Here is a 24,018-nt window from a genome sequence, read left to right on the forward strand (position 1 = left end):
CTTACTTGGCCGGATGTTTGAATTGGGGGTGCTTCCGATCGTAGGTCTTCCTCTCCTTGTGACAGCCCACCAGACAGCTTCCTCCGGTATCGGTGAGCTGGAAACGGAGCTCCTTCCGCAGACCGCGATATTCTGTCTTCTCACGGATGTGTTTGGGCTGGTTGCTGGCGTGGATGGCATGGCAGGCCTTACAGGAGTTGCCGTTTTTGCGCCTTACGTGGGCGTAGTGGAGGTTATAATTTCCATCTCGGAAGTTGGTCAGTACAGTGGTGAACTTGACCTCGATGACATTTTTATTGTGACAGCTGTAGCACAGATCGTACTTGCCAGGGTGGTAATCAGTTAGAAAGCCCGGCGGGAAATCCCGCACCAAAAGGCGCCTGAAGGCTGACCCGTGGGGATTATGGCAGGCATCACAGGTTCCATCCTGGACCGGACCATGAAGGTATTGGGCGTTGCGGACCTCTCGCCCCAGATCCTTATGGCAGGAGAAGCAAAGGTCGGCCTCAAAGTCCTTAAGAAGGGCCTCATAATTGGAGGTGTGTGGCTGGTGACAGTCCACACAGCGTCCGGCCTCTACTGAAGGATGGCGGTATTTGGCCTCCTTAATAGTGGCGATAACCTCAGGGTTTAGCTTTTTATGGCAAGAGATGCATAGCTGCCCGCTGGGCTTAAGGAGCTGATAGCGATAGTCGGAGCTATGAGGATCATGACAATTGGCACAGCTCTCCGCCACCGGTTGGTGGACATGGGCCATGGAGAATTCTTCTTTACGGTCTTCATGACAGGTGAGACATATCTTGCCGCCTTTAAGCGGAGCAGAGAGCAGGTGATCATAGGCCGAACCGTGATGATTGTGGCAGGCGATACACTCCCCATCGGCTACCGGGCCGTGAGGGTAGCGGCGGTTAAAAAGCCTTCTTTCGTGGCATTGAAAGCAGACACTACTTACATTGCCCTCACCCTTGAGGTGGAACTCCATTTTGGACCCGTGGGGATCATGGCAATTGAGGCAGTCATCCTTTCCGGGAGGGTGAACCACCCGCTGTTCAAATTCGGCCTTTGTCCCCTCATGGCAGATGAAGCAAAGCTCCCTTCCCTGGCGGACCAACTGGTTCCGATTACTTGACCCGTGAGGGTTGTGGCACTGAATACACTCGTTGTTCTTAAGAGGTCCATGAAGATGAGGGGCTTCTTTTATCTCTTGGTGACATCCACCGGTGGTGCAGTTGCTGGCCACCGGCAGGGTGAGGGAAAAGTCAAGCCGCCCTTTTCTTTTGGGATGGCATTCGGAACAGTCAAGGCGAGTCGGAAGACTGTGAACATAAAGCCTTTTAAAGCCTGCGGGCGGTTTTTCCCCTTTGGGGGCGTAAAAGATCTGGACTTCTTTCTTTAAACCCTTGGCCTCAATGGTGACCCGGTTAAGGCCTTTCTTCAGGGTGATAACCACCCCAAAGGCTCCGTCTTTCAGGGGAACAACATTTGTCTCCCCTGAAGAAACCTTAACCCCTTCTATCTTGACCTCTTTTGTCCCGGGCAATTGGAGAATTCCGGCGATGTAGATCTGGCTCTGATCTACCCAGACCTTATCAAGGGGAGGATAGAGCTGGAGGGCGTTGGTGGTCTTTCCCTCGGCTGGAGGGGAAAGAAATGCCAGTGTCAAAATGAGGCCCATCAAGGTCAGAAGGCTTTTGAATGTTTTTCTTTTCATCTTTTCCCCTCGGGCAATAGATCTTTGATGGCCATTCATCTTAACTTCCCTGCCCCATGGTTTCCTGAAGTAGCTCATAGGCCTTGCGGAAATATTTAGAGGCCAGCTTTAGCCGACCGGTTTCTTGATAAAGGATACCCATCCAGTAGTGTATCTCTGGATTGCGGCGATTACTGAGGAGGAGAAGGTTAAGATCCTCCAGGGCTCCTTCTTTGTCTCCTCGAGCCGCCCGGAGCAGGGCCTGACAGATCTTGGCCTGCACCACATTGGGGTCGAGTTCCAGACTTTTCTTGATTAGCCCCTCGGCCTCTTTAAGACGTCCTAAGTCCAGATAAAGACAACCCAGCTGGGCGTAGGCCGGGGCAAAATAGGGATTAAAGCGGATGGTTTCCTGAAACTCCTTGATGGCGGCACTTTTCATCCCCCGCCGGCGCATCTTGAGGCCTAACTTAAAGTGGAGACGGGCCTTCTTTTCCCGTTCGGATTTTTTAAGACTGCGGGGGTAAAACTCGGCCAGGATCTCCTCTCGAGTCTTCTCCCCGGTAAGAACCAGGATCTCGCCCTGTATTCTTTTGATAAGTTCTCGGGCATATCCCATGCCGGCGGCGATCCGGCCGTCTTTATCGACGATAAGGACGGAGGGAGTGACAAAGAGTCCCAGGGTACTATAAGCCTGCTGAAGGCTATCAAGATAGACGGGCAGATCCAACCCGGCGGCTACAGTTACCCCTCGGATCACCTTGGGGGGATCGCCCTGGACGTTAATGGTCAGGACTACCACCCCCCGGTTTTCAAAAAAATCCAGATTTTGCTGGAGCTCTCGGAAGAACTTGATGGTCAGCTTCTTCTTTCGGGGGACGTCAGCTCCCCAGAAGATAAGGACCAGAGGATGCCCCTTGAGTTTGGCCAGAGAGACCTTTTTGCCGCTTTCAAAGTCCACCACCGTAATGTCTGGAAGCGGATCCCCGATCTCTACCGAACGGAAGGGAAAGGCAAAGGAGGTGTTCCAGCAGAGTAGCCCGATCAGAAAAGCAAAAGTCAGAGCCGGGATGATAGTTCTTTTAATCAAGACGACCCTCCTTAATTAATAATATTCTTAAGGGTTGGTTGTTTGTTGGATAAATAACGACTTTATTGGTCAAGTTTTGCCAATTATCTCCATACAAAATAAACATTTTCTTCTTGAAGCTTATAGAAGTTCTGGTTCTAGTTGTCAATTTTAATTTCTAATTCTCCGGTATCTGTCAATGGCATGATTCCGGGCAGGGTGGTGTTTCGGCTGGTGTGTCAAAAAAGACGACATGTCTTTTGGTTGACACTTTCAACCTGTCTGGTGTATCCTTAATCTGCATTTAGTGGGAGGTTTTTCTCTATGGCCAACGAATCCATCCTGGTCGTTGATGATTCCGAGGCAGTTCTTTCCAGTATCTCGGAGACCCTTCTCGCCCAGGGCTATGAGGTGGACATGGCCCGGGATGGGGAAGAGGCCATCAAGAAAATCGATTCTCGTTTTTATGATTTAGTCCTTACAGATCTCTCTATGCCCAAACGGGGAGGGATGGAGGTTCTTAAACATGTTCGGGAGAGTTGCCCCGAGACGATGTGCGTTATAATTACCGGCTTCGGCACCATTCGTAACGCGGTAGAAGCCATAAAACTGGGTGCCTTTGATTATCTTACCAAGCCTGTCAAGACGGATGAGATCCTAATCGTTATCGAACGGGCCCTGGAGTGGCGAGATCTTAAGCGGGAGAATCAGGCCCTTAAGACCCAGCTTAGAGCCCAGTATCGTTTTGACCGCATCATTGGCAAAAGTGAGCGCATGCAAGAGGTCTTCCGAATGATCGAGCGGGTAGCGGCCACGGATTCAACCGTTCTTATCCTCGGCGAGTCCGGGACCGGTAAAGAGCTTATTGCCAACGCCATCCATTACGCCAGCGATCGTCGAGAGGGGCCGTTTATTCCTGTAAACTGTGGAGCTATTCCCGATGAGCTTCTGGAAAGTGAGCTCTTTGGCCATGAAAAGGGGGCCTTTACCCATGCCATAAGGACTAGAATTGGCCGCTTTGAGCTGGCCAATAAGGGGACCATCTTTCTGGACGAGATTGCCGAAATGAGCCCCCGACTCCAGGTAAAGTTACTTCGGGTCCTCCAGGATCGAGCCTTTGAACGTGTTGGGGGGGTAAAGACCATCAAGGTTGATATCCGAATTATTGCCGCCACCAACCAAGACCTTGAGAAAATGGTTCGCGAGGGCCGTTTTCGGGAAGACCTTTACTATCGCCTTAATGTCATTCCCATCCACGTCCCCCCACTCCGGGAGAGGAAAAGCGATATTCCTCTTCTGGTTCAGGCCTTCCTGGAGCGTTTCTCTAATAAGAGGGGCCGGCGGTCTACCATGCGGATTACCGATGAGGCTCTGGGTTGCCTTATGCGCTATCACTGGCCGGGTAACGTACGGGAGCTGGAAAATCTCATCGAGCGCTTAGTGATTCTCTGCCCTTCGGATACCATTACGGTTAAGGATCTGCCAGACTACATTCTCGGCCAGGTTGACACCCCGGAGGCCTCACCGGAAATAGAAATCCCAGATGAAGGGATCAGTCTTTCGGCGGCGGTGAGCGAATTCGAGCGAAAGCTGATTATTCAGGCCCTCAATAAAACCGGGTGGGTCAAAAACCGGGCCGCTCAACTCTTGCGGGTTAATCGCACTACCCTCATCGAAAAGATGAAAAAGCAAAAACTATACGGTCCCCCCAAGGTCAGTCGGGCGTCAAACAATTGACACTCCGGAGGCTACTTTTCCCCATCCTCCCCTGAAGAGAGGCAAAAAACTCCCTCCTTCTAGGCAAAAAATTCCTGGTATCTTCCTTGCTTTAAGGGGCTGCGATGCTGAAGTCCCTTTCTTTTGCTGTATTTTGTCTCCTTTTTTTGGCCTCTGGGGCCAGGGCTCAATCCCCGTATCTCCTTCTGGCCGAGGTCAAGGAGCAGTACAATCAGGGTCATTTAGACACGGCTCTGGTGATTTGTGACCGTCTTTTAGGGATGCCCATCGATGAGCCCCTTTTGGAAGAGGCCCTCTTCCTTAAAGCCTACATTCTGGCGGACAAGGGAGAGACCGAAGAGGCCAAAAAGGTTCTCAAGGAGGCTGTGGGAAAGTTTCCCGACAGCCATCATCTTCCTCGAGCCTATTTCTATCTGGCCAGAATCTTCAAGGCCGAAGGCGATTGGAGCTCGGCTCTAGGGTATCTTCGCCTCATAAGGAAACATTATCCCGAAAGTGAGGTAACCCCTGAGGCCGCCCTCCTTGAGGCCGATCTTCTTTTGGAAAAGCGGCGCTACCGAATGGCTGAAGAGCTTCTCAACTGGCTCATCCAGAGGGCCAGAGAGAGACCAGCTGTGGTGGCTCAGGCGGCAGTTAAACTCCTTGATCTTTACCATCAATTGGGCCGGGAGGCCGAAATAGGGCGTTTGCTTGGCCGCTTAGGCCCCTTAGATAGGCTCTACTCCTATGCCCCGGATATTCTCTACTGGCAGGGATATGTGGCCTATCGTGAGGGTCGGGTAGCCGAAGCCCAGCGTCTTTGGTTGCGATACGTCAACCTGGCTCCAGACAGCCCGAGGATAAGAAGGGTCTTTTACCTTCTGGCCGAGATGGCCCGAGAAAGTCGGGATGTCATTAAGGCCAGGCAGTTTTATGCCTATGTAGCCTCCACCTGGCCGGCCTCAAAGGAGGCTGTTTTAGCCAAGTTTCGGCTTTTCCAGCTCAAGAAAAACTTTTACGCTTTCTTCGGAGGGCCGACTCCCCAGGACATTGGGGTAATCCTGCCTGTGCTTTCCATGATCTGTGAAAAGTGGCCCGATGACCCTGTAGTCCACGAGGTCTGGCCGTTGAGGATCGAGCTGGTCCTCAAACAGAAAGGCCCCCGGGTAGCCCTGGAGCTTTCCTGGGAGTTTCTCAGTCGGTATCCGGAAAGCCCCGGCCTCAAGGAAGCCCTTTTCTGGATCAATCGCTCTTTAGTTGCCTATGATCGGCTTTTTCTTTCCCAAAAAAACTACCTGGGGCTTCTCAACTATCATTGGGAGCATTTGGATCTTATCTCCAAGGTTAGATCCCCTGAGCACTGGTATCTGGTAGGTGAGGCCTACAAGGGCCTTGATCTTTATCCTCAGGCCCGGAGGGCCTATGCCAGGGCCTGGGAGCTCAAACCCGATCCGGCTCTGACTCCAGATGTGATGGCCTCTTGGGCCGAGGTTCTGACCTCCTCAGGGGAGCTTGAGGCGGCGGCCGCCCTTATCGAGGATCTCCTGGATAAAAATCCGCGTTATCGGTCTTCACCGGCCATTTTGGCCTTAAGGGGAAGATTAGCCCTGAGGGAGAGACGCTTTGGTCTGGCTCGCGAACTCCTCCTTGAGGCCATGAGTAAGAGTGCCGACCTTGAGTCCAAGTTGCGCCTCTGGCCTCTTCTGGTAGAGGCCACCATTGGAGCGGCCGATTTTAAGGCCTTAGAGAGACTTTTTTCCCGGGTTCCCAAGAACTTTCCCCAAAAAAGACTTCTTCTCCTACTGAAGGCCGCTGGTCAGCAGGCTTTAAGCTCTGGGGAGGTTCCTTTTGCTTTGGATATCTATGAGAAGGCCCTCAAACTCCAGCCTGATGATCCGGAACTGCTTTGGTATCAAGCCCTCTGCTTTGAGCGTCTGGGCCAGGAGGCTGCTGCTGAGGAGGTCTGGCAGAAACTCTCGTCCTTAGAGACCCAGCCCTATAAGGAGCTGGCCCAGGCCATGTTAAAGGCCCGGGAGCTGGTGGATCGGGCCCGGTGGGAGGTCCTCTGATGGCTGGTATTCGAGTCCTGATAGTAGATGACGATCCCGACTTGAGAGAACTCCTCAGTGCCTCTCTGAGGGAGGCCGGATATCATCCCCTTACGGCGGCAACGGCCCGGGAGGCTTTAGAGGTAATCAGCGGGTCTAACGGCGGGCTGGGAGCGGTAGTAGCCGACCTTAAAATGCCCGGTGAAGACGGGCTCTGGCTCTTGGAGAGGGTCAAAGAGCGCTGGCCCCGGACCCCGATTATCATTCTTACCGGCTACGGTTCGGTGGAGTCGGCGGTCCGGGCCATGAAGGCCGGGGCCAGTGATTTTCTTTTAAAACCGTGCTCCACCAAACTCCTTCTAAAGGTGCTGGAAAAGTCTCTAACCTCAGGCCCTGGTCGGCCTCTCCTCCCTGAGGCCCCCGAGCTACTGACTAACGATCCCAAGATGTTTGCCATCCTGGAACGGATCAAACTGGTGGCCGAGAGTAAGGCTACAGTGCTCATTCAGGGGGAATCGGGCACTGGTAAGGAGCTGGTGGCCTGTCTTATTCACCGCTTAAGTGACCGGCGCTCTGGACCTTTTGTGGCCGTTAACTGCGCCGCTATCCCGGAAAATCTTCTGGAAGCTGAGCTCTTCGGCTATGAGAAGGGGGCCTTCACCGGCGCCCAGACCCGTAAGCCCGGCAAGTTCGAGCTGGCCCATCAGGGGACCCTCCTTTTGGACGAGGTCAGCGAGATGGCCCTTCCTTTGCAAGCCAAACTTCTACGGGCCATCCAGGAAGGAGAGATAGACCGTTTGGGGGGACACAGACCGGTGAAGGTTGATGTCCGCATCGTGGCCACCACCAACCGAAATATGGAAGCCTATGTCCAGGAGGGACGATTCCGGGAGGATCTTTATTTCCGGCTCAATGTGATTCCGCTAAAGATTCCTCCTCTAAGAGAACGCCCCGGAGATATTCCCCTTTTGGCCGAGCACTTTGCCCGTCTGTTTGCCCGGGCTTATGGCCGGCCCTTTGAGGGGTTTGCTCCAGGAGTGATGGATTTTTTAAAAGGTCTTCCCTGGCCGGGTAACGTGCGGGAGCTGAAAAACGCCATCGAGCGGGCGGTTCTCCTTTCTCGGGAAGGGGTTATCACCCTGGGGGCCCTGTTTCCCGACGATCTTCCTGAGACCCAGACTGATGATAAAGACCAGGACAGCAAGCTACCCCTTAAGACACTCAAGGAGCTTGAACAGGAGATGATTATCCGGGCCCTTGAGGCCTCAGGGGGTAACAGAACCAAGGCCGCTGAGATTTTGGGAATCAGCGTCCGCACTTTGAGAAACAAACTTCAGGAGCTGAGAAGTCAGGGAATTCAGCTTTAAGGGGAGGAGCAAAATGAAGGGCCTCTTCGGTCAGACCATCAGATTGATTGAAAAATCCCTAGATGTTCGTCTTAAAAGGCATGAGGTTATCTCGGCCAACCTGGCCAACCTAGACACTCCGGCCTATCGGCGCAAAGATCTCCCCTTCGAGAAGGCCCTGGAGGCAGCTCTGGGAAAGTGGCCACCACTGGCCCGAACCAACCCTCGACATCTGCCAACCCCGGAGGCGGCGGAAGAGAGCCCCTGGATGGCCCTGGAGGAGGACGAATATCTTCCTCCAGATCGGGGAACCCCTAATAACGTTGATCTTGACGAAGAGGTGGCCAAGCTTATGCGCAACCACCTCCTTTATCAATCTACCATTCAGTCTCTTATCAAGGAGTTTGAACTCTTAAGAGAGGCCATTACCGAAGGAGGGAAGAGTCCATGAAGCTTCTTACAGCCCTTAAACTAGCGGCAGATGGTATGGCCGCCCAGCGGGTGCGCCTGAATATCACCTCGATGAACCTGGCCAATGCCAGCACCACCCGAACCCTTGAGGGAGGGCCATATCGAGCCAAAAGCGTGGTCTTTGTGGCCAAGCCCCTTAAGGATTTTGCCTCCAGTCTGGATGAGGCCCTGGAGACGGTCCAGGTGAAGGAGGTTGTCGATGATCCAAGCCCCTTCAAAGAGGTCTATGATCCTGGTCATCCCGATGCCGACGAAAGGGGAATTGTCCTTTATCCCAACGTCAACGTTATGGAGGAGATGGTAGATATGCTCTCAGCAGCCGGGGCCTATCAGGCCAATTTGACAGTCATCTCCATCACCAAGTCCATGGCCCTTAAGGCCCTAGATATTGTGCGTTAGGGAGGCACTCCATGGAGATAAAGGCCATAAAGCCGGAAGTGGTCTTTCAAGAGGTTAAAGAGCCAAAAGATCGGCCCCTTGAGCTGGGAAGGGAGTTCTCCGGCCTTCTTAAAGACTATCTCTCCAGGGTCAACGTGGCCCACCTTGAGGCCGAGTCCAAGGTGGCCGATCTGGCCTCGGGAAAAGAGGCTGATATTGTTGGCACCATGATCAGCCTGGCCAAGGCCGACCTCAAGTTTCGTCTTCTGCTTCAGACCAGGAACCGGGTTCTTTCGGCCTATGAGGAGATCATGAGGATGCAGCTCTAAGGTGAGGTGGAAATGGCCAATCTAGATCCAAAACAGGCCCTGGAACAGCTCAAAGGTCTTTACCAGTCTTTAGATCGCCGCCAGAAGATTTTGGGGGCGGCCCTCTTGCTGGTTACCATCGGAGGGCTGGTTGCTCTCATCTTCTTGACCAACCAGCCCGAATATCGGGTCCTTTACAAGGGCCTGGCCCAGGAAGATGCGGCTGAGATCATCTCCTGGCTAAAAAAAGAAAAGGTCCCCTATCGGTTGGCAGATGGCGGGGCCACCATCAAGGTTCCCGCAGATCGGGTCTATGAGCTTCGGCTTCAGCTGGCTAGCTCCGGTCTCCCCCGCGGGGGAGGTCCCGGGTTTGAACTTTTTGATCGTCGCAGTTTGGGGACCACGGAATTTGTCCAGCATCTTAATTATCAGCGGGCCCTCCAGGGAGAGTTGGCCCGGACCATTTCAGAGCTGGAAGCGGTAGAAGAGGCCCGGGTCCACTTGGCCACCCCCAAGGAAAGCCTCTTTATTGAAGAGGAGAAAGAGCCCACCGCCGCTGTGGTTCTTAAACTCAAAAGAGGGGCCTCTCTTAGTCGTCAGGAGGTAAAGGGTATCGTTCATCTGGTCTCTCACGCGGTCCCCGGTCTTAAGCCCGAAAACGTTACCGTGGTGGATTCAACCGGCAAAGTTCTCTATCAGGCTGAGAACCCTGAAGAACAGCTGACCCAGCGACAGGTAGCCTATCGGAAGACCCTGGAGAACTATTATCGCCAAAAGATAGAGAGCATGCTCTCAGAGGTTCTCGGCCCGGGTAAGGCTATTGCCCGGGTCTCGGTGGATCTTGACTTTGATCGAGAGATTGTCAGCCAAGAGGCATATGATCCTGATGCTGCGGCGATACGAAGTGAGCAACTAACCAGTGAGACCAAGGTCAACCAAACCGAGGGAGGAGTTCCCGGGGTCAAGGGGGCCCTGGACAAAAAACTGGAGGGAAACCTGGGAGCTAAGGGAGGCGAGACCAGGTATCAGAAGTCCTCGGCCATCAAAAACTATGAGATCAGCCGGGTGAGCCGAAAGAGGGAGGTCAGGCCAGGAAGGATCAAGCGGGTCTCGGTAGCCGTCCTTATTGACGGCACTTACGAGGAAGTTCCCGCTGAGGACGGCAAAGGCAAGGTCAAAAAATATGTTCCTCGCAGTCTTGAGGAACTGGCCCAGTTTGAAAAGATTGTTAAAGGGGCCATCGGCTATGACCCCGACCGAGGAGACAGGGTAGAGGTGGTCAGTGTCCCCTTCCAGATGGAGGAGGAAAGAAAGGCTGCCACTCCCATGTGGTTGGAGGTGGCCCACAGGCTGTCCCGTCCTCTGCTCAACCTGGTCCTTATTGTTCTTTTCTTTGTCATTGTCGTCCGGCCCCTGCTCAAGAGCTTCCTTAAGCGAATGGAGCCCGAGCCCCTGCCGGCTGAAGGTCCTCAGGCCCTGGAGGGAGAAGGGCCCGAAGAGATCGAGTCTGAAGAGCCTACGGCTCTACCGCGGGATCTGGCCATCAGTATCGTGCACAGCCAGCCTGAACGGGCCGCCATTTTGGTCCGAAAATGGTTGGCCGAGGAAATGATCGAAGAGGCCCTGGAAAAAGAGACCAAAAAGAAGGCCTGATTCTTAAAAAAAAGGAGAGGCTATGCCGGAGAAACTTGATCCCAACAACCTTACCGGCCCCCAGAAAGCGGCTATTTTTTTGATCACCATGGGGGAGGAGTTTACGGCCGAGGTCTATAAGTATCTTTCTGAGGAGGAGATCAAGCGGATCGGTATAGAGATGGCCAAGCTGGACTATATCCCGGCCGAGGTGGTCCGGCGGGTCCTGGAAGAGGCCAACGTGGAGTCCCGGGAACTGCTGGCCGATATTACCGTGCCTACCGATGAGTTTCTGGAAGAGAGTCTCCTTAAGGCCTATGGAGAAAAGGGTAAGGAAATATTCGAAGAGATTCGTCAGGAACTGGGCCCCAAGGTCTTTGAGAAGCTCCGCAAGCTAGACCCCAAAACCATTGCCAGCTTCTTGAAGAACGAGCATCCCCAGACCATTGCCATAATTCTTGTCCATCTTGATCCCGAAAAGGCGGCGGCCATTCTTGATCTCTTGCCGGATCAGGTCCGCTCCGATGTCTTCTTGAGGATTGCCCTTTTGGATAAGGTCGATCCGGAGATTATCGAAGAGATAAACCAGGCCCTGGAGGACGAGCTGGCCCAGATGGGTGGGACTTTTAGCCGTAAGCTGGGCGGTGTGGAAAAGGCGGCCGAGATTCTCAATAACGTTGGCCGGGAGCTGGAGGAAAAGATCATCGAGTCGGTGGAAGAGAGCAATCCCCAGCTGGCTGAGGAGATCAAAAAGCACATGTTTACCTTCGAAGATTTCCTCAAGGTGGACGATGCGGCCATTATGTCCATTCTCAAGGAGATTTCCACCGACGATCTCAAGCTGGCTCTAAAGACAGCCCCCGAGGAGCTCAAGGAGAAGTTCTTCCGCAACATGAGCGAGCGGGCGGCCCAGATGCTCAAGGAAGACCTGGAAATCATGGGGCCGGTCAGGTTGCGAGACGTGGAACAGGCCCAGCAGGCCATTATCAAGGTGGCCAAACGCCTGGAGGCCGAAGGCAAGATTATTCTTGGTGGCCGCGGGGAGGACGTCTTTGTCTAAGGTCATTAAGGGCGGAAAGGCTGAAGTCATTCCCATCAAGATCAGGGAGACGGAGGAGGAATGTTTCGCCTCCCTGGTGGCCCTGGCGAGACCAGAAGAGACCAAGGACAAGGCTCTGGAGGCAGCGGAAGAGGTGGCCTCGGCTACCTCTGAGGTTGCCGCCGAGGATGAGGAAAGAGAAGAGACCGCTGAGGCCCCTGAGGAGGAGCCCCTTGAGACCGAGGTTCAGGAGGAGCCAGACATCGAGGAGATCATCAACCAAAAGGTGGTCGAACGTTTGGCCGAGCGTCTGGCCCAGGTGGAACAGGAGGCCTATGAGAAGGGATTCGCCCAGGGGGAGAAAGACGGTCGCGAACTTGGCCTGCGGCAGTATCAGACCATGGCCAAACGGCTGGAAAATCTTATTGAGGCCTTAGAGCGGGAAAGGGAAGGCCTTCTGGAGAAACACCAGAGGGAGCTGGTGGAACTTGTTAGGGTGGTGGCCGAGCGGATTGCCTTCTGTGAGCTCAAGAGAAGCCCTGAGGCCATCTTCTCCTGTCTGCGTGAGGCCCTAGCCCTGGTGGTGGAGAAGGCCCGGGTGACTATTCGCTTAAACCCTCAGGATCTTGAGCTTATAGAGGGCTCGGCTGGAGAGTTAGCCCTTGATCTGGGGCGCTTTCAGAAGGTGGAGTTCCGTCCTGATCCGGGGATAAGTCGTGGAGGTTGCCTTCTGGAGACGGATTTCGGGCTTATTGACGCCACCTTAGAGCATCGCCGGGAAGAACTTTTTAAGGCCCTCGATAGAGCCCTTGAGGAAAATGAAGATGGATCTTAATCGCCTTATAGATGCGGCTCGTTCAGCCCGTATCATCTCTTCCTGTGGCCGGGTAACCAGAGTGGTGGGGATGCTCATCGAAGGTGAGGGACCGGGGATCGCCATCGGAGGGCATTGTGAGATCGAGGTCGAGGGGAGCCCTCCGATTATGGCCCAGGTGGTGGGTTTTCGGGGCAACCGTATCCTCCTCATGCCCCTTGGAGAGATGGAGGGCATCAAACCCGGAGGCCGTATCTATTTGGGTGAAGAGTTGGGGGTTCCGGTGGGAGAGGATCTCCTGGGCAGGGTTCTTGACGCCCTGGGAAGGCCCTTAGATGGTGGCCGCCCTCCCCGCCTAACCAGCCGGTATTCGCTTTACAATCGCAGCCTCAATCCCCTTAAAAGGGCCAGGATAAGTCAGCCACTTGACGTGGGTATCCGGGCTATAAATGGGTTACTTACTCTTGGTAAGGGGCAACGGGTGGCCATTATGGCCGGCTCTGGCGTGGGGAAGAGCACTCTTTTGGGAATGATCGCCCGATATACCACGGCCGACGTTAGCATCATCGCCCTGATCGGAGAAAGGGGCCGGGAGGTAAGGGAATTTCTGGAAAAGGAGCTGGGTCAGGAGGGTCTTTCCCGTTCGGTAGTGGTGGTAGCAACTTCAGATCAGCCCCCTCTCCTTCGGCTCCGCGGGGCCTATCTGGCCACAGCTATTGCCGAATATTTCCGGGATCAAGGGAAAGATGTCCTTCTGATGATGGACTCAGTAACCAGGTTCTGCATGGCCGGCCGGGAGGTCGGATTGGCCGTGGGAGAGCCTCCAACCTCCCGGGGCTACACCCCTTCGGTCTTTGCTCAGCTTCCCAAACTCCTGGAGCGGGCTGGCAATAAAGAAGGAGCGGGTAGTATTACTGGGATCTACACGGTTCTGGTTGACGGAGATGACTTTAACGAGCCGGTGGCCGATGCCGTGCGTTCTATTGTTGATGGCCACATTGTTCTTTCTCGAGATCTGGCCAATCAGGGACACTGGCCGGCCATAGATGTTCTGGCCAGTATCAGTCGGGTAATGCATGATATCGTTGATAAGACCCACTGGGAGGCCAGAGCTCGTCTTATCCAGGTGTTGTCCACCTATCGGCGGGTGGAGGATCTCATCAATATAGGGGCCTACGTCCGGGGAAGTAATCCAGAAATCGACTACGCCATTAAGATGATCGGAGCTATCAACCAGTATCTGCGTCAGGATATCATCGAACGGGCCAGTTTTGAGGAGAGCCTGGAGAGGCTTAAATCCATGATGCTTGGAGTGAAGAAGAAGTGAGGTTCCGTTTCCGTTTTGAGACCCTTTTGCGTCTCCGCCGCCAGGAAGAGGAGATGATCCGCCACGAGCTGGCTCAAGCCATGGCCGAATGGGAACAACTGACCGAGAAAATCACCCGCGCCCGTCTAGAGCTAAAGGAAGAGATGGAAAGGCTTAAGGGGAACCTTCTCTGGGCCCAAGAAGTTCAGGATCTCGGCCTTGGTCTGGACTCTCGCCTGGCAAATATCGAAAACTTAGAGGAGACCCGCCGCCAGCTAGTCCGAAAGATAGAAGAGACCAGGGAGAGACTGATAGAGGCCAGCAAGAGACGCAAAATTCTGGAACGCCTTCGAGAGAGGGACCTTCTGGCCTTTCGCAAAGAACAAGAAGCCCTCTGGCAGAAGGAGATAGATGAGCTGGTTGTCTTACGTCACGGACGGGAGGAAGGCCATGAGAGGGTATAAGCTTTTAATCCTTACAGTGGCTCTCTTGAAGGCCACTCTGGCCGTGGGGGTGGCTTATCTTTACTGGGCTGGCTATATTCAGTTTTCTTTTTCCGGCCCCACGCCGGCCCTGGCCAAAAACGAATCTTCCTCCGCCGCCGTTCTGCCGCCGGGGATGGAGTGTAACCAAAAACTCTTTGAAGACTTACGGCTTAAGCGACTTGAGCTAGAAGAGAGAGAAAAGGAGCTCCGGCTCAAAAAAGAGGAGCTTCGACTCCTAAGAGACCAGGTGGACAAGCGTTTGGCCGCTCTGGCCGAACTGGAACAGGAAATCGATGGAAAGCTCAAAGAGCTTAAGGCCATAAAAGACGAGCGATTCCGGCTTCTGGTGAAGATTTACAGTAACATGAAGCCAAAGAAGGCGGCTCCCCTGCTTTCTAAGCTGGATGTTGACACCCTGACCAAGCTTTTTCAGGCTATGCCCACCGATCAGGTAAGCAAAATTCTGGCGGCTATGGACCAGGAGGTCGCCGCAAAGGTCTCGGCCAAACTTTCCGGCCAGCCGTAAGGTTCCGGCAAAACTTTCCCACCCCAAAGACTCTTACCGGGGAGAGGCCGAAGTAAATCCCGGCCTCTCCCCGTTTTTGCTTTTCTTTCTGGGCTTTTCCTCTTGGCATGCTCCCTGCAGAGAGGAGCTGTGAGACTCCAGCAAAGGAGTAGATATGGTTCAGTTAAACGACATCCTCTACAATCTTTTTCTTTCGGGCCAGCCGGATCCAAACATCTCTTCGGGGGCTGGATCCGCCGGGGAAGATTTTTGGAAGATCCTTTCCCTGCTTCTCGGGGCTGCCTCTTCGGAGGGATTAAGTCCCGATGAGTTTGCCCAGAAGGCCGAGGAAGCTGACCTGAAAGACCTTCTTCAGGCCTTAAAGGGCTTGAAGGGACGGCTGGAAGCCGAAGAAGGCCTCAATCTTTCTCCCGCCAAAGAGACCGATCAGGTCATCGGGGATGATGATTCCCTCAGGGAGGAGGACCTCTTGGTCCTGACCATGATCCTTGGCCTCTTAAATCCGCCGAACCATAAGTCACAAGAACCGGTCGGGGAGACCTCCTTTCTGGGGGAGGCCGGCAGGGCGGGGGCCTTTCGGCCAGAGGAGATCAAAATCTCCCTTTCTGAAGGCCCGATAAAAAAACGGCCGGAATCAAAGGACCTCTTTCCCCCTTTACGGAGTGTTAAGGGATCCGCAGAAGAGGCATCTGATTTTCAAAATCCGGGGGAAACACGGCGGCCGGTAGAGGAAAAAAGCGGGGGGAAATCCTCATTCTTTGGTGAGTCGGGCCTTTCCCCGGAGAAAGCCTCAAAAGAGGCCGCTTCCCGGATACTTGAAGAACGCCCTTCTTGGAGCCTCGAGAAGAACCTGGCCGGGATGATTGATAAAAAGGCCCTCTCGGAAAAATCGGAAAAAAAGGTCTTCCCCTCCGGAAGTAAAACTTCTCGGGAGGGAGGCAGCCCCGAAATTCCCTTTGATCAGTTCGATTCTGAGACCCTTTTGCGAGAATCAATTCCTGAGCGCCGTCCAGAGATCAAGGCCTCCCGGGCCCAGGGGGCACCATCTCCGACCTCCTTTAGAGGGGAAAGAGGGGATGCTCTAAGTTCCGTTAAAGAAGGTCTCACTTCGACAGATCATGTCGATCTGCCTCATCCCGCAGAGCCCAATTCCTCCTTCCAGGGAGGCAAGGAGGCTCCGATGAGGGTTTCGGCCCAGGATTTTGTTCAGGCGGTAGAGAAGATCATCTTACAGACCCCTCGTCCCGCTTTTAAGAAAGTCACCCTTCAGATCCATCCTCCTGATCTGGGGCGGGTGGAACTGGAGATTCACTACCGTCAGGGCCAGGTAGAGACCTATTTTCGCGTCGAGAACCACCATGTCAGAGAGATTATCCAGGCCGGCCTTCCCCGCCTGGAACAGAACCTTGACTCCCAGGGAATAAAACTGGCTCAGACTCAGGTGGAGGTCGGGAGCTACAGTTTTTCAGGGGGAGGCCAGGGGCCTCCTGACCAGGGGGCCTCAGGGTTTAAAGACCGAAGTCAGGGTAGGGCTTCGGTCGCATCCCGGGCTGTATCCGGCGAGCCATCTAATAAAGAAAGTCGTCCGTTGCGGCCTCACGGGGCCGGAGTGGTGGACGTCCTGGTTTAGGAGGATGCCATGGAAATCAGCAAAGTAGCCAGCCTCAGTAACGTAGCTCAGGATTCTCAGGAAAAGGGCCAGCGGGTTCCCAAAAAGGTGCTCGACCGAGACGACTTCATGATGCTCTTCATTACCCAGCTTCAGTACCAGGACCCTATGAATCCCATTCAAAACAACGAAATGGCCCAGCAACTGGCCCTGTTTAACCAGGTGGATCAGCTATTTAACCTCAACGAGAATTTCGAAAAGCTGGTTTCCCTGGAAGAGAGCCGGGCGGACATGGGGATGGTTTCCCTTTTGGGTCAAACCGTAACCGCCTGGGCCCAGTCTGGCCTGGTAGAGGGTGGCAAATTTATGGGAGGGGAGGTGGTTCTTGAGGAGCCGGCCAGCTCGGTAATTGTCCGGATTCTGGATGCCGAAGGCCGTCCTGTTCGCACCCTGGATCTGGGGGCCCTTCCCTCAGGAGAGCATGAGATCTCCTGGGATGGCCTGGACGAGAGAGGGGAACCGGTGGCCGATGGGGTCTATCAAATTCGGGTTGTGGCTAGTGATCCCTCCGGAGGAGCGGTTAAGGCCAAGCTCAAGACTACCGGCCGCATTACTTCAGTCTCCTTAAGCGAGAAGGGGCAGGACCTGGGCTTCAACGGCTTAGAGACTCTGGACCTCAAAGACGTTATCTCTGTCTTTAAACCGACCAAAATCAAGGAGGAGACACCATGAGCCTCCTTTCTTCCATCTATCTGGGGAAATCTGGGGTTATTACCGGAAGCCGCCAGCTCAATGTCATTGGAGACAACGTGGCCAATCTGGAAAGCACAGGCTTCCGAGGTAGCCGGGCCTCTTTCCAGGACGTCTTTCTCTCTGTCACCCAGGAGGCCTCTCCTTATGATAGTCGAGGCCTGGGGACAAACAGCGCCGATGTTCAGATCCTTTTTAATCAAGGAGCCATTAAGGTTACGGATACCCCTACGGATCTGGCCATCCTGGGTGAGGGGTTCTTCATGGTTCGAGAGGGAGAAGAGATCCTCTACACCCGCGATGGACATTTTCGTCTGGAGGAGGATCCGACTACCGGCCTTATCAGTTTGGTAAACGCCTATAATATGCCTCTCCAGGGCTGGGATGCCGATGAAGATCCCGAGGTCGATGAGGTTCATGATCTTACCCTTCCCCGGAGAATTTTGGGACAAGAAACCAGCAAGATTACCCTCTACGCCAATCTTGATTCTCGGGCCGCCCTTGAAGAGACCAATGATCCCATCATTGATCGTTGGGATGGGCGCAATGACCCCCCTATCTCTAACGGGCTCTATGATTTTGTTCACACCATGCAGATCGTCGATCCTCTGGGGGACTGGCACGATCTGACCATCTACTTTGATCGCACCGATAGCAACAACACCTACGAGTACCTTATCACCATTGATCCCCAGGAGGACTGGCGCAACCCGGGTAACCCTCAGGCTGGCTCGGGCCTCCTTATGTATGGAGAGCTTTCCTTTAATAACTCCGGCCAGCTGGTTTCTATGACCGGCTATCGGATAACGGATTTGTCCGGCACCAGGGAGCCGGTCACCCCCAACGAAGAAGGTCTGCTGACCTTTGAGGTCAACTTTACCGGGCAACCCCAGGAAATCGCCCTGGATATGGGCATCTTCTACGACGCCGAGGGCCAGTCCTGGGAGGCCGGGGCCGTGCGAACCACCCAGTATGCCACCGCCTCGGCCATCATCTATGGGGAACAAAACGGCTATGGGGTGGGCTTTCTGGATTCGGTCTCCATCGCTGATGATGGCACCATCTCGGCCACCTATACCAATGGGCAGACCGAGACAGTGGGTCGGGTGGCCCTGGCTGACTTTGCCTCCCTGGATGTTTTGGACCGGGTGGGGGGCAATATGTTCCGGGCCCCGGTGGACTACGAACCGACCATCTTTCCTCCGGGCAAGGACTACCCGGGTAGTATCCAATCTGGAGCCCTTGAGAGATCCAACGTGGATTTGGCCTCGGAGATGGTTCAGCTCATTAGTGCCCAGCGGGCCTTTCAGACCAATATCCGTCTGATCACCACAGCCAGCGACATGCTTCAGGAATTCATCCAGGCCAAGAGATAGTGACGATAAAAATATCTAGGAGGTAACTATGGGACTGACTGATTCCCTGTTTTCCGGAATAAGCGGTCTAAGAACCATGGGGCACGCCATGAGTGTCCTGGGAGACAATGTCTCCAACCTTAATACCACCGCCTTTAAGGGGAGCCGTATAAGCTTCCAAGACATTATGGCTCAGAGCATCAATACTGCCTCCGGTTCGGGGCAGCTGGGTCGGGGGACAACCATAAATGACCTCTCTCCGGTGTTTAACCAGGGCTCTTTTGAAACCACGGCCAGCCCTACGGATCTGGCCATTGCTGGAAATGGCTTCTTTATGGTCAAGGAGCCGGGGACAGACAACAACATCTTTTATACCCGGGCCGGGCAGTTCCGGGTGGATCGCGAAGGCTATCTCATTAATCCGGCGGGTTATATTGTTCAGGGCTGGAACATCGACGAGGACACCAACGACATCACCGGGGCCATTACTGATATCCAGATCGCCCGAAGCTCCCCCCCGGTAGAGACCTCTCTGGTGGATGTGATCACCAACCTGGATGCCCGGGAGGAGCTAGATACAGTAACCGTTGAGCTTGAGGGAGATATCACCACCGGTTCGGGAACAGCCAGTCAGTCAACTACTTTTGTGGTCAGGGACATAAGCGGTCAGGATTACAAAATCTATACCTATCTCTACTATGACGCCGACAATCAGCTATGGGATTATGAAATCAGGCTAAATGACGCTTCGGGTAAAATACTGGCCAGCGGTGAAGATGTGAGCACCACCAAGGCCTCCTTCACCCTTCCGGACTCCCAGGAAACCATAGTGGTTGATTGGTCCGGAGTTCTCCACACCTCGGATACAGACAGTCTTTCTGCCCCCGGAAGGACCGGTTTGATAACCCTGGCGGGAACCATCAGCGCCAATACCTCAGCCGCTACCGTAATTACGGTTACCGACTCCTCAGGAAACAGCCACAGTATCCATGTGACCATAAGCGGTACCGGAAGCACCTGGGCCTACACCATCTCTGAGGTCACCTCGGGCACGACCATCGTCCTGGCCAGTGCCGTGACTGTAGCGGAGACGGACGCTTACTTTTACCTAAATGGCACCGATCAGAGAGTAAACATCGACTGGTCCAGTTTGAATATTACAACTACAGCAGGTGATAGTACAATCGATAGGGTTAATACCTATAATCTTACAGAAGTTTCGACTCTTTATGACGCCTGGAATGCAGAAAATGATTCTCCTCTCTCTTCATCTGACTATACCTATCGAACAACTTTGACAATATATGATTCTTTAGGCACACCGCATGAGATAACCATTTACTATGACACCACCACACGGGAGAATGTCTATGAATTTCTGGTAACCTGCGATCCAGGTGAGGATCAGCGTGATTTTACCAGCGACACCACTGATCCTTACCCTGTCTATGCTCAGGATTCGCAAAGCGGCATGGAGAGGATAGTCCAGTCGGCCAGCACCCACTTGAGGCGTAAAAAGGGCGTTCTCATGTACGGTCGGCTGGAGTTTGATAATCAGGGAAATGTAAAGAAATTCTACGAGACCTATCGAGTAAACCCTTCCACGGGCGAGCTGGTCCAGATAGTAGACGAAGACGGCTCTCCGGTTTCGGATCCTGCTGACGGATTCTCGGCTCTGGGAGACAATGGATATCCAGTCTTTCTGGCGGATTTTCTCGGGATCGAGCTTGACCTTGCTGATTCCGGGGCCCTGGAGGAGGCCCAGGCGGATATTCAGGATATCGAACTCAACATGGGCTACTACTATCGAGACTCCTGGCGTTCGGAGAGCGTGCGAACCACCCAGTACGCTACCAGTTTCTCCACCATCTTTTATGACCAGAATGGATTTGGTCCGGGCTTCCTGGAGACGCTCTCAGTAGATAACGATGGGGTGATCACCGGACACTACTCCAACGGCCGGATCATTCCTCTGGCCAAGGTGGCCCTGGCCAACTTCAATGCCCCGGAAGGGCTGGCTAAGGTGGGAGGCAATCTCTATCGAGAGACTACCGCCTCCGGACCTCCCATTACCGGTGAGCCCCGAACCAATGGTTTGGGTTCCATCGCTCCCAACAGCCTTGAGCAATCCAACGTGGATCTTGGTGAGCAGTTCGTCAAGATGATCACCACCCAGCGAGGCTTCCAGGCCGATGCTCGGGTGATCACCACTACTGACCAGATGCTGGAGGAGCTTATAAACGTCAAGAGATAAAGTCTCTAAAGGGGGGCCAAAAGGCCCCCCTCTTGGTGTCAATCCTTTGACCGGTTGGGGTTCCTTGACACATCTTCCCACGAGGTTTTCCCTCCTTTAACCCCTGTTTTCCCCCTAGATTTGGTCTTTTGGGTCGCCTTTGCTGGTGGCATAGCCGTTGCTTTTTCTTAAGGTGCTGAATCTTTCAGGGGGAAGAAATGGCAGAGAAGAAAGAAAAGCAGGGCAAAAAGGGTGGTAAAAAGCTTCTTATTCTCATCATTGTGGCGGTAGTTGTTCTCATTGGCGGTGGAGCAGCTGCCTACTTCCTTTTCTTTGCTAAAAAGGAGCCTCCACCAGAGGAAGAGGTTCAGGCCCCTGTGGAGGAGAAGGCCGAGATTGGTCCCTTTCTGCCTCTTGATCCCTTTGTAGTTAATCTGGCCGGTCCCGGGCGACGCTATCTCAAGGTTAAGGTGACCCTGGAGATGGCCGACAATGCCGCCTACGATGAGGCCCAGGACCGGATTCCCCAGGTGATGGACGCCATCCTCATGGTTCTCTCCAGTAAGACTCCGGAAGAGGTTACCAGTGTCGAGGGCAAGATAGAGTTGCGGGCCGAGATGATCACCAAACTCAACCAGGTTTTGGGGCCCGGCAAGGTTCGTAATGTCTATTTTTCTCAGTTTGTTGTCCAGTAGCCATGACTAAGATCCTTTCTCAAGATGAAATAGACGCTCTTCTTTCTGGTCTTGATGAGGGAGAAATCGACACCTCTCCCAAGGAGGAGGCTCCCTCGGAAGAGGTAGTCCCCTTTGATTTTGCCAACTACACCATCTCGGCCAAGGTTAAGATGCCTGGCCTGGAGGTGGTTAATGACCAGTTCAGTCGGGGGTTTCGTTCAGGGCTCTCTTCCATGCTCCGGCAGATGGTAGATACCTCCACCGTGCCCATCGAACTGGAGAAGTTTCGGGACTTTATCAAGAGGATTCCGGTACCGGCCAGTCTTCATATCTTCAAGATGGAGCCCTTGAGGGGACATGCCATTTTTATGATCGAATCCCGGCTGGTCTTCTTTCTGGTGGAGCGTTTTCTGGGGGGAAGCGGCAAGGGTACGGCCAAGGTGGAAGGCCGGGAGTTCACCCCTATTGAACAGCGCCTGATTCGCCGGGTGGTTAACCTGGCCCTTCAGGAGCTGGAGAAGGCCTGGAGAAACTTTGTCCCCATCAAGACCCGTTATGTCCGGAGCGAGATTAATCCCCAGTTTGCCCGGATCGTCCAGCCGGACGAGAACGTGGTCGTCTGTAAGTTCGAGCTGGATCTGGAGGACCTTACCGGAGAGATTGCCTTTTGTCTGCCCATGGCCATGCTCCAACCCATTAAGCAAAAGCTCTACACCCCCTTCCAGACTGAGGAGATGATGGATCCTTTCTGGCGTAAACAGCTGGAGGAGATCATCCGCTCGGTGGAGGTGGAGGTAGTCGTTCCCCTGGGGCAGGTGGAGATCACCGGTCAGGAGCTACTGGATATGGCTGTGGGAGATGTGATCCAGCTTGATCACCCTATAGATGAACCCCTTCTGGCCCTTATTGAAGGGCGGCCCAAGCTTTTGGGACAGCCCGGTGTCTATCGCGGCCAGAAGGCCTTTCAGGTCACAGACTTTATAGAGAAGGAGTCCTAGTATGTCCGAGACCCTCAGCCAGGAAGAACTGGACAAGCTTTTGGCCGGAGAAGAGCAGGAAAGCCAGGACAAAGAGGCCTCCTCGGAGGAGAAGGCCGAGGCCAAGGAAGCTTCCCCTGAGGCCGGCTCCTCTGAAGACATCATGGCCGAGTGGGACAAGGCCTTCTCGGAGGCCGAGGCGGCTAAAGAGGAGCCTAAAGAGTCCCCAGAGGCCAAGGAGGCCCGGTTTCAGGAGTTTCGCGGAGACAAATCTGGAGACGGCCGGCGTCCCTCGTTGGACTTTTTGCTGGACATACCCCTTGAGATTTCAGTGGAGATTGGCCGGACAAAGATGGTTATCAACGATCTTCTCCAACTAGGTCAGGGTTCTATCATTGAGCTTAACAAGATGGCCGGGGAGCCTGCCGAGATCTACGTCAATCATAAGCTCATGGCCAAGGGGGAAGTGGTGGTTAACGAAAAATTCGGTGTTCGTCTGATGGAGATCATCAGTCCCCAGGAGCGAGTCAAACAGCTTGGGTAGCCATGGAAACCACCTTTCCCTTGATAAAGATGCTTGCTGGTCTGGCCCTGACCCTGGCCGTGATCATCTTCCTTTACTATCTGGCCGGAAGGGTGAGGATGCTAAGGGGACTTAAAGAAGGACCTATTCGTCTTTTGGCGGTGAGGGCCCTTACCCCCAAAAGTCATGTGGCCCTGGTGGAGGTGGCGGGCCGGAGACTGCTTTTGGGGATCGGTGAAGCCGGAGTTCGATTGATAAAGGACCTAGGGCCGGAGGAGTTCTCCCGGGCCTTAAGTGAGGCAGAGGGGCAGCATGAAGGCTAGGGTGTGGTTGACAGGGGTTTTCTTGTTCCTTTTGTGGCCTCAGATGGCCGGGGCTGTCACCGTGCCCTTTATCAAGATAGGGCTCGAAGGGGCTAAGGATCCCCGACAGGTCTCGATCCTTTTGGAAATCCTCTTTCTTCTTACCATCCTCTCCCTGGCCCCCTCTATCCTTTTAATGATGACTTCCTTCACCCGGCTGGTGGTAGTCTTCTCCTTCCTCAGGCACGCTATTGGCACCCAGCAGATGCCGCCCAACCAGGTCCTTATTGGTCTGGCCCTCTTTCTTACCTTCTTCATCATGGCCCCTGTTTGGCAACAGGTGAACAATCAAGCCATAAAACCCTATCTGGCCGGCCAGATGGCGCCAGATGAGGCCCTTAAGGCTGCCGCTAATCCGGTAAGAGAGTTTATGTTCCGCCAGACCAGGGAGAAGGATTTGGCCATCTTTATCAAGATTTCCGGCCTTAAACGGCCCTACAACAAAAACGATGTTCCTACCCTGGTGCTTATCCCGGCCTTTATGATCAGTGAGCTGAAGACGGCCTTTCAAATAGGCTTTATCCTCTACGTGCCCTTTTTGATTATCGATATGGTGGTCGCCAGCGTCCTTCTTTCCATGGGCATGATGATGCTGCCACCGGTAATGATATCTCTCCCCTTCAAGCTCCTGCTCTTTGTCCTTGTAGATGGCTGGCATCTGTTGGTGGGGTCTTTGATAGAAAGCTTTCGTCTCTAGGAGGTCT

Annotated in this window: 23 protein-coding genes; 21 read left to right on the forward strand and 2 right to left on the reverse strand. The window is 53.9% G+C overall.

All coding sequences use genetic code 11. From position 1 onward, the window contains the following. Position 1 precedes the first annotated feature (1 nt). Positions 2-1,711: a cytochrome c3 family protein gene (locus tag G4V39_RS10250; protein ID WP_166032844.1), complete on the reverse strand. Its 1,710-nt coding sequence runs from the start codon at positions 1,709-1,711 to the stop codon at positions 2-4. Positions 1,712-1,751: 40 nt separating this feature from the next. Continuing rightward, on the reverse strand, positions 1,752-2,780 hold the full coding sequence (locus tag G4V39_RS10255; RefSeq protein WP_166032845.1) for a tetratricopeptide repeat protein: 1,029 nt from the start codon (positions 2,778-2,780) through the stop codon (positions 1,752-1,754). 303 nt (positions 2,781-3,083) lie between these two features. On the opposite strand from G4V39_RS10255, the gene G4V39_RS10260 reads away from it, so the two are divergent. The 21 genes from G4V39_RS10260 to fliP all read left to right on the forward strand — a co-directional run bounded on the left by G4V39_RS10260 (position 3,084) and on the right by fliP (position 24,011). Continuing rightward, positions 3,084-4,496 carry a sigma-54-dependent transcriptional regulator gene (locus G4V39_RS10260; protein ID WP_166032846.1) on the forward strand — a complete coding sequence of 471 codons (1,413 nt, stop codon included), beginning with the start codon at positions 3,084-3,086 and terminating at the stop codon, positions 4,494-4,496. 104 nt (positions 4,497-4,600) lie between these two features. After that, complete coding sequence (locus tag G4V39_RS10265; RefSeq protein WP_166032847.1) at positions 4,601-6,544, forward strand: tetratricopeptide repeat protein; 1,944 nt, start codon at positions 4,601-4,603, stop codon at positions 6,542-6,544. Further along, a complete protein-coding gene (locus G4V39_RS10270) occupies positions 6,544-7,890 on the forward strand; it encodes a sigma-54-dependent transcriptional regulator (RefSeq protein ID WP_166032848.1) in 1,347 nt (448 codons plus the stop codon). The genes G4V39_RS10265 and G4V39_RS10270 overlap by 1 nt, the downstream gene beginning before the upstream one ends. A gap of 13 nt (positions 7,891-7,903) precedes the next feature. Continuing rightward, entirely contained in the window at positions 7,904-8,320 is a 417-nt protein-coding gene (gene flgB / locus G4V39_RS10275) for a flagellar basal body rod protein FlgB (protein ID WP_166032849.1), read from the forward strand. Next, complete coding sequence (gene flgC, locus G4V39_RS10280; RefSeq protein WP_166032850.1) at positions 8,317-8,739, forward strand: flagellar basal body rod protein FlgC; 423 nt, start codon at positions 8,317-8,319, stop codon at positions 8,737-8,739. The genes flgB and flgC overlap by 4 nt, the downstream gene beginning before the upstream one ends. Before the next feature lie 11 nt (positions 8,740-8,750). Then, the gene (fliE, locus tag G4V39_RS10285) at positions 8,751-9,047 is read left to right on the forward strand and encodes a flagellar hook-basal body complex protein FliE (protein WP_166032851.1); all 297 of its coding nucleotides are present in this window, start codon (positions 8,751-8,753) and stop codon (positions 9,045-9,047) included. Between the two features lie 12 nt (positions 9,048-9,059). Continuing rightward, on the forward strand, positions 9,060-10,679 hold the full coding sequence (fliF, locus tag G4V39_RS10290; RefSeq protein ID WP_166032852.1) for a flagellar basal-body MS-ring/collar protein FliF: 1,620 nt from the start codon (positions 9,060-9,062) through the stop codon (positions 10,677-10,679). A gap of 22 nt (positions 10,680-10,701) precedes the next feature. Next, positions 10,702-11,718 (forward strand): flagellar motor switch protein FliG, encoded by a 1,017-nt coding sequence (fliG, locus tag G4V39_RS10295; RefSeq protein ID WP_166032853.1) that lies wholly within the window; start codon positions 10,702-10,704, stop codon positions 11,716-11,718. Then, entirely contained in the window at positions 11,711-12,532 is an 822-nt protein-coding gene (locus G4V39_RS10300) for a FliH/SctL family protein (RefSeq protein ID WP_166032854.1), read from the forward strand. The genes fliG and G4V39_RS10300 overlap by 8 nt, the downstream gene beginning before the upstream one ends. Then, entirely contained in the window at positions 12,522-13,838 is a 1,317-nt protein-coding gene (locus G4V39_RS10305) for a FliI/YscN family ATPase (protein ID WP_281347283.1), read from the forward strand. The genes G4V39_RS10300 and G4V39_RS10305 overlap by 11 nt, the downstream gene beginning before the upstream one ends. Continuing rightward, positions 13,835-14,281, forward strand: coding sequence for a flagellar export protein FliJ (gene fliJ, locus G4V39_RS10310; protein ID WP_166032856.1), 447 nt, complete (start codon positions 13,835-13,837; stop codon positions 14,279-14,281). Before G4V39_RS10305 ends, fliJ begins: the two co-directional genes overlap by 4 nt. Beyond that, positions 14,268-14,828, forward strand: coding sequence for a MotE family protein (locus tag G4V39_RS10315; protein WP_166032857.1), 561 nt, complete (start codon positions 14,268-14,270; stop codon positions 14,826-14,828). The genes fliJ and G4V39_RS10315 overlap by 14 nt, the downstream gene beginning before the upstream one ends. 154 nt (positions 14,829-14,982) lie before the next feature. Beyond that, positions 14,983-16,458 carry a flagellar hook-length control protein FliK gene (locus G4V39_RS10320; RefSeq protein ID WP_166032858.1) on the forward strand — a complete coding sequence of 492 codons (1,476 nt, stop codon included), beginning with the start codon at positions 14,983-14,985 and terminating at the stop codon, positions 16,456-16,458. A 9-nt stretch (positions 16,459-16,467) separates the two neighbouring features. Next, complete coding sequence (locus G4V39_RS10325) at positions 16,468-17,169, forward strand: flagellar hook assembly protein FlgD (protein WP_166032859.1); 702 nt, start codon at positions 16,468-16,470, stop codon at positions 17,167-17,169. After that, positions 17,166-18,563, forward strand: coding sequence for a flagellar hook protein FlgE (locus G4V39_RS10330; protein ID WP_166032860.1), 1,398 nt, complete (start codon positions 17,166-17,168; stop codon positions 18,561-18,563). Before G4V39_RS10325 ends, G4V39_RS10330 begins: the two co-directional genes overlap by 4 nt. A gap of 28 nt (positions 18,564-18,591) precedes the next feature. After that, complete coding sequence (locus tag G4V39_RS10335; RefSeq protein WP_166032861.1) at positions 18,592-20,796, forward strand: flagellar hook protein FlgE; 2,205 nt, start codon at positions 18,592-18,594, stop codon at positions 20,794-20,796. A 197-nt stretch (positions 20,797-20,993) separates the two neighbouring features. Continuing rightward, positions 20,994-21,470: a flagellar basal body-associated FliL family protein gene (locus G4V39_RS10340; protein ID WP_166032862.1), complete on the forward strand. Its 477-nt coding sequence runs from the start codon at positions 20,994-20,996 to the stop codon at positions 21,468-21,470. A 2-nt stretch (positions 21,471-21,472) separates the two neighbouring features. Further along, positions 21,473-22,450, forward strand: coding sequence for a flagellar motor switch protein FliM (gene fliM, locus G4V39_RS10345; protein WP_166032863.1), 978 nt, complete (start codon positions 21,473-21,475; stop codon positions 22,448-22,450). Position 22,451: 1 nt separating this feature from the next. Then, complete coding sequence (gene fliN / locus G4V39_RS10350; RefSeq protein ID WP_166032864.1) at positions 22,452-22,973, forward strand: flagellar motor switch protein FliN; 522 nt, start codon at positions 22,452-22,454, stop codon at positions 22,971-22,973. A gap of 2 nt (positions 22,974-22,975) precedes the next feature. After that, on the forward strand, positions 22,976-23,275 hold the full coding sequence (locus G4V39_RS10355; protein ID WP_166032865.1) for a FliO/MopB family protein: 300 nt from the start codon (positions 22,976-22,978) through the stop codon (positions 23,273-23,275). Next, positions 23,265-24,011, forward strand: coding sequence for a flagellar type III secretion system pore protein FliP (gene fliP / locus G4V39_RS10360; RefSeq protein ID WP_166032866.1), 747 nt, complete (start codon positions 23,265-23,267; stop codon positions 24,009-24,011). The genes G4V39_RS10355 and fliP overlap by 11 nt, the downstream gene beginning before the upstream one ends. Positions 24,012-24,018 lie beyond the last annotated feature (7 nt).

It is taken from the genome of Thermosulfuriphilus ammonigenes, from assembly GCF_011207455.1.
Classification (GTDB): domain Bacteria; phylum Desulfobacterota; class Thermodesulfobacteria; order Thermodesulfobacteriales; family ST65; genus Thermosulfuriphilus; species Thermosulfuriphilus ammonigenes.

What these genes read in the sequence shown, in the direction of transcription:
- G4V39_RS10250 (WP_166032844.1), bottom strand. Translation starts at nt 1,711, where the DNA reads ATGAAAAGAAAAACATTCAAAAGCCTTCTGACCTTGATGGGCCTCATT.
- G4V39_RS10260 (WP_166032846.1), top strand. Translation starts at nt 3,084, where the DNA reads ATGGCCAACGAATCCATCCTGGTCGTTGATGATTCCGAGGCAGTTCTT.
- G4V39_RS10265 (WP_166032847.1), top strand. Translation starts at nt 4,601, where the DNA reads ATGCTGAAGTCCCTTTCTTTTGCTGTATTTTGTCTCCTTTTTTTGGCC.
- G4V39_RS10270 (WP_166032848.1), top strand. Translation starts at nt 6,544, where the DNA reads ATGGCTGGTATTCGAGTCCTGATAGTAGATGACGATCCCGACTTGAGA.
- flgB (WP_166032849.1), top strand. Translation starts at nt 7,904, where the DNA reads ATGAAGGGCCTCTTCGGTCAGACCATCAGATTGATTGAAAAATCCCTA.
- flgC (WP_166032850.1), top strand. Translation starts at nt 8,317, where the DNA reads ATGAAGCTTCTTACAGCCCTTAAACTAGCGGCAGATGGTATGGCCGCC.
- fliE (WP_166032851.1), top strand. Translation starts at nt 8,751, where the DNA reads ATGGAGATAAAGGCCATAAAGCCGGAAGTGGTCTTTCAAGAGGTTAAA.
- fliF (WP_166032852.1), top strand. Translation starts at nt 9,060, where the DNA reads ATGGCCAATCTAGATCCAAAACAGGCCCTGGAACAGCTCAAAGGTCTT.
- fliG (WP_166032853.1), top strand. Translation starts at nt 10,702, where the DNA reads ATGCCGGAGAAACTTGATCCCAACAACCTTACCGGCCCCCAGAAAGCG.
- G4V39_RS10305 (WP_281347283.1), top strand. Translation starts at nt 12,522, where the DNA reads ATGGATCTTAATCGCCTTATAGATGCGGCTCGTTCAGCCCGTATCATC.
- G4V39_RS10315 (WP_166032857.1), top strand. Translation starts at nt 14,268, where the DNA reads ATGAGAGGGTATAAGCTTTTAATCCTTACAGTGGCTCTCTTGAAGGCC.
- G4V39_RS10320 (WP_166032858.1), top strand. Translation starts at nt 14,983, where the DNA reads ATGGTTCAGTTAAACGACATCCTCTACAATCTTTTTCTTTCGGGCCAG.
- G4V39_RS10325 (WP_166032859.1), top strand. Translation starts at nt 16,468, where the DNA reads ATGGAAATCAGCAAAGTAGCCAGCCTCAGTAACGTAGCTCAGGATTCT.
- G4V39_RS10330 (WP_166032860.1), top strand. Translation starts at nt 17,166, where the DNA reads ATGAGCCTCCTTTCTTCCATCTATCTGGGGAAATCTGGGGTTATTACC.
- G4V39_RS10335 (WP_166032861.1), top strand. Translation starts at nt 18,592, where the DNA reads ATGGGACTGACTGATTCCCTGTTTTCCGGAATAAGCGGTCTAAGAACC.
- G4V39_RS10340 (WP_166032862.1), top strand. Translation starts at nt 20,994, where the DNA reads ATGGCAGAGAAGAAAGAAAAGCAGGGCAAAAAGGGTGGTAAAAAGCTT.
- fliM (WP_166032863.1), top strand. Translation starts at nt 21,473, where the DNA reads ATGACTAAGATCCTTTCTCAAGATGAAATAGACGCTCTTCTTTCTGGT.
- fliN (WP_166032864.1), top strand. Translation starts at nt 22,452, where the DNA reads ATGTCCGAGACCCTCAGCCAGGAAGAACTGGACAAGCTTTTGGCCGGA.
- G4V39_RS10355 (WP_166032865.1), top strand. Translation starts at nt 22,976, where the DNA reads ATGGAAACCACCTTTCCCTTGATAAAGATGCTTGCTGGTCTGGCCCTG.
- fliP (WP_166032866.1), top strand. Translation starts at nt 23,265, where the DNA reads ATGAAGGCTAGGGTGTGGTTGACAGGGGTTTTCTTGTTCCTTTTGTGG.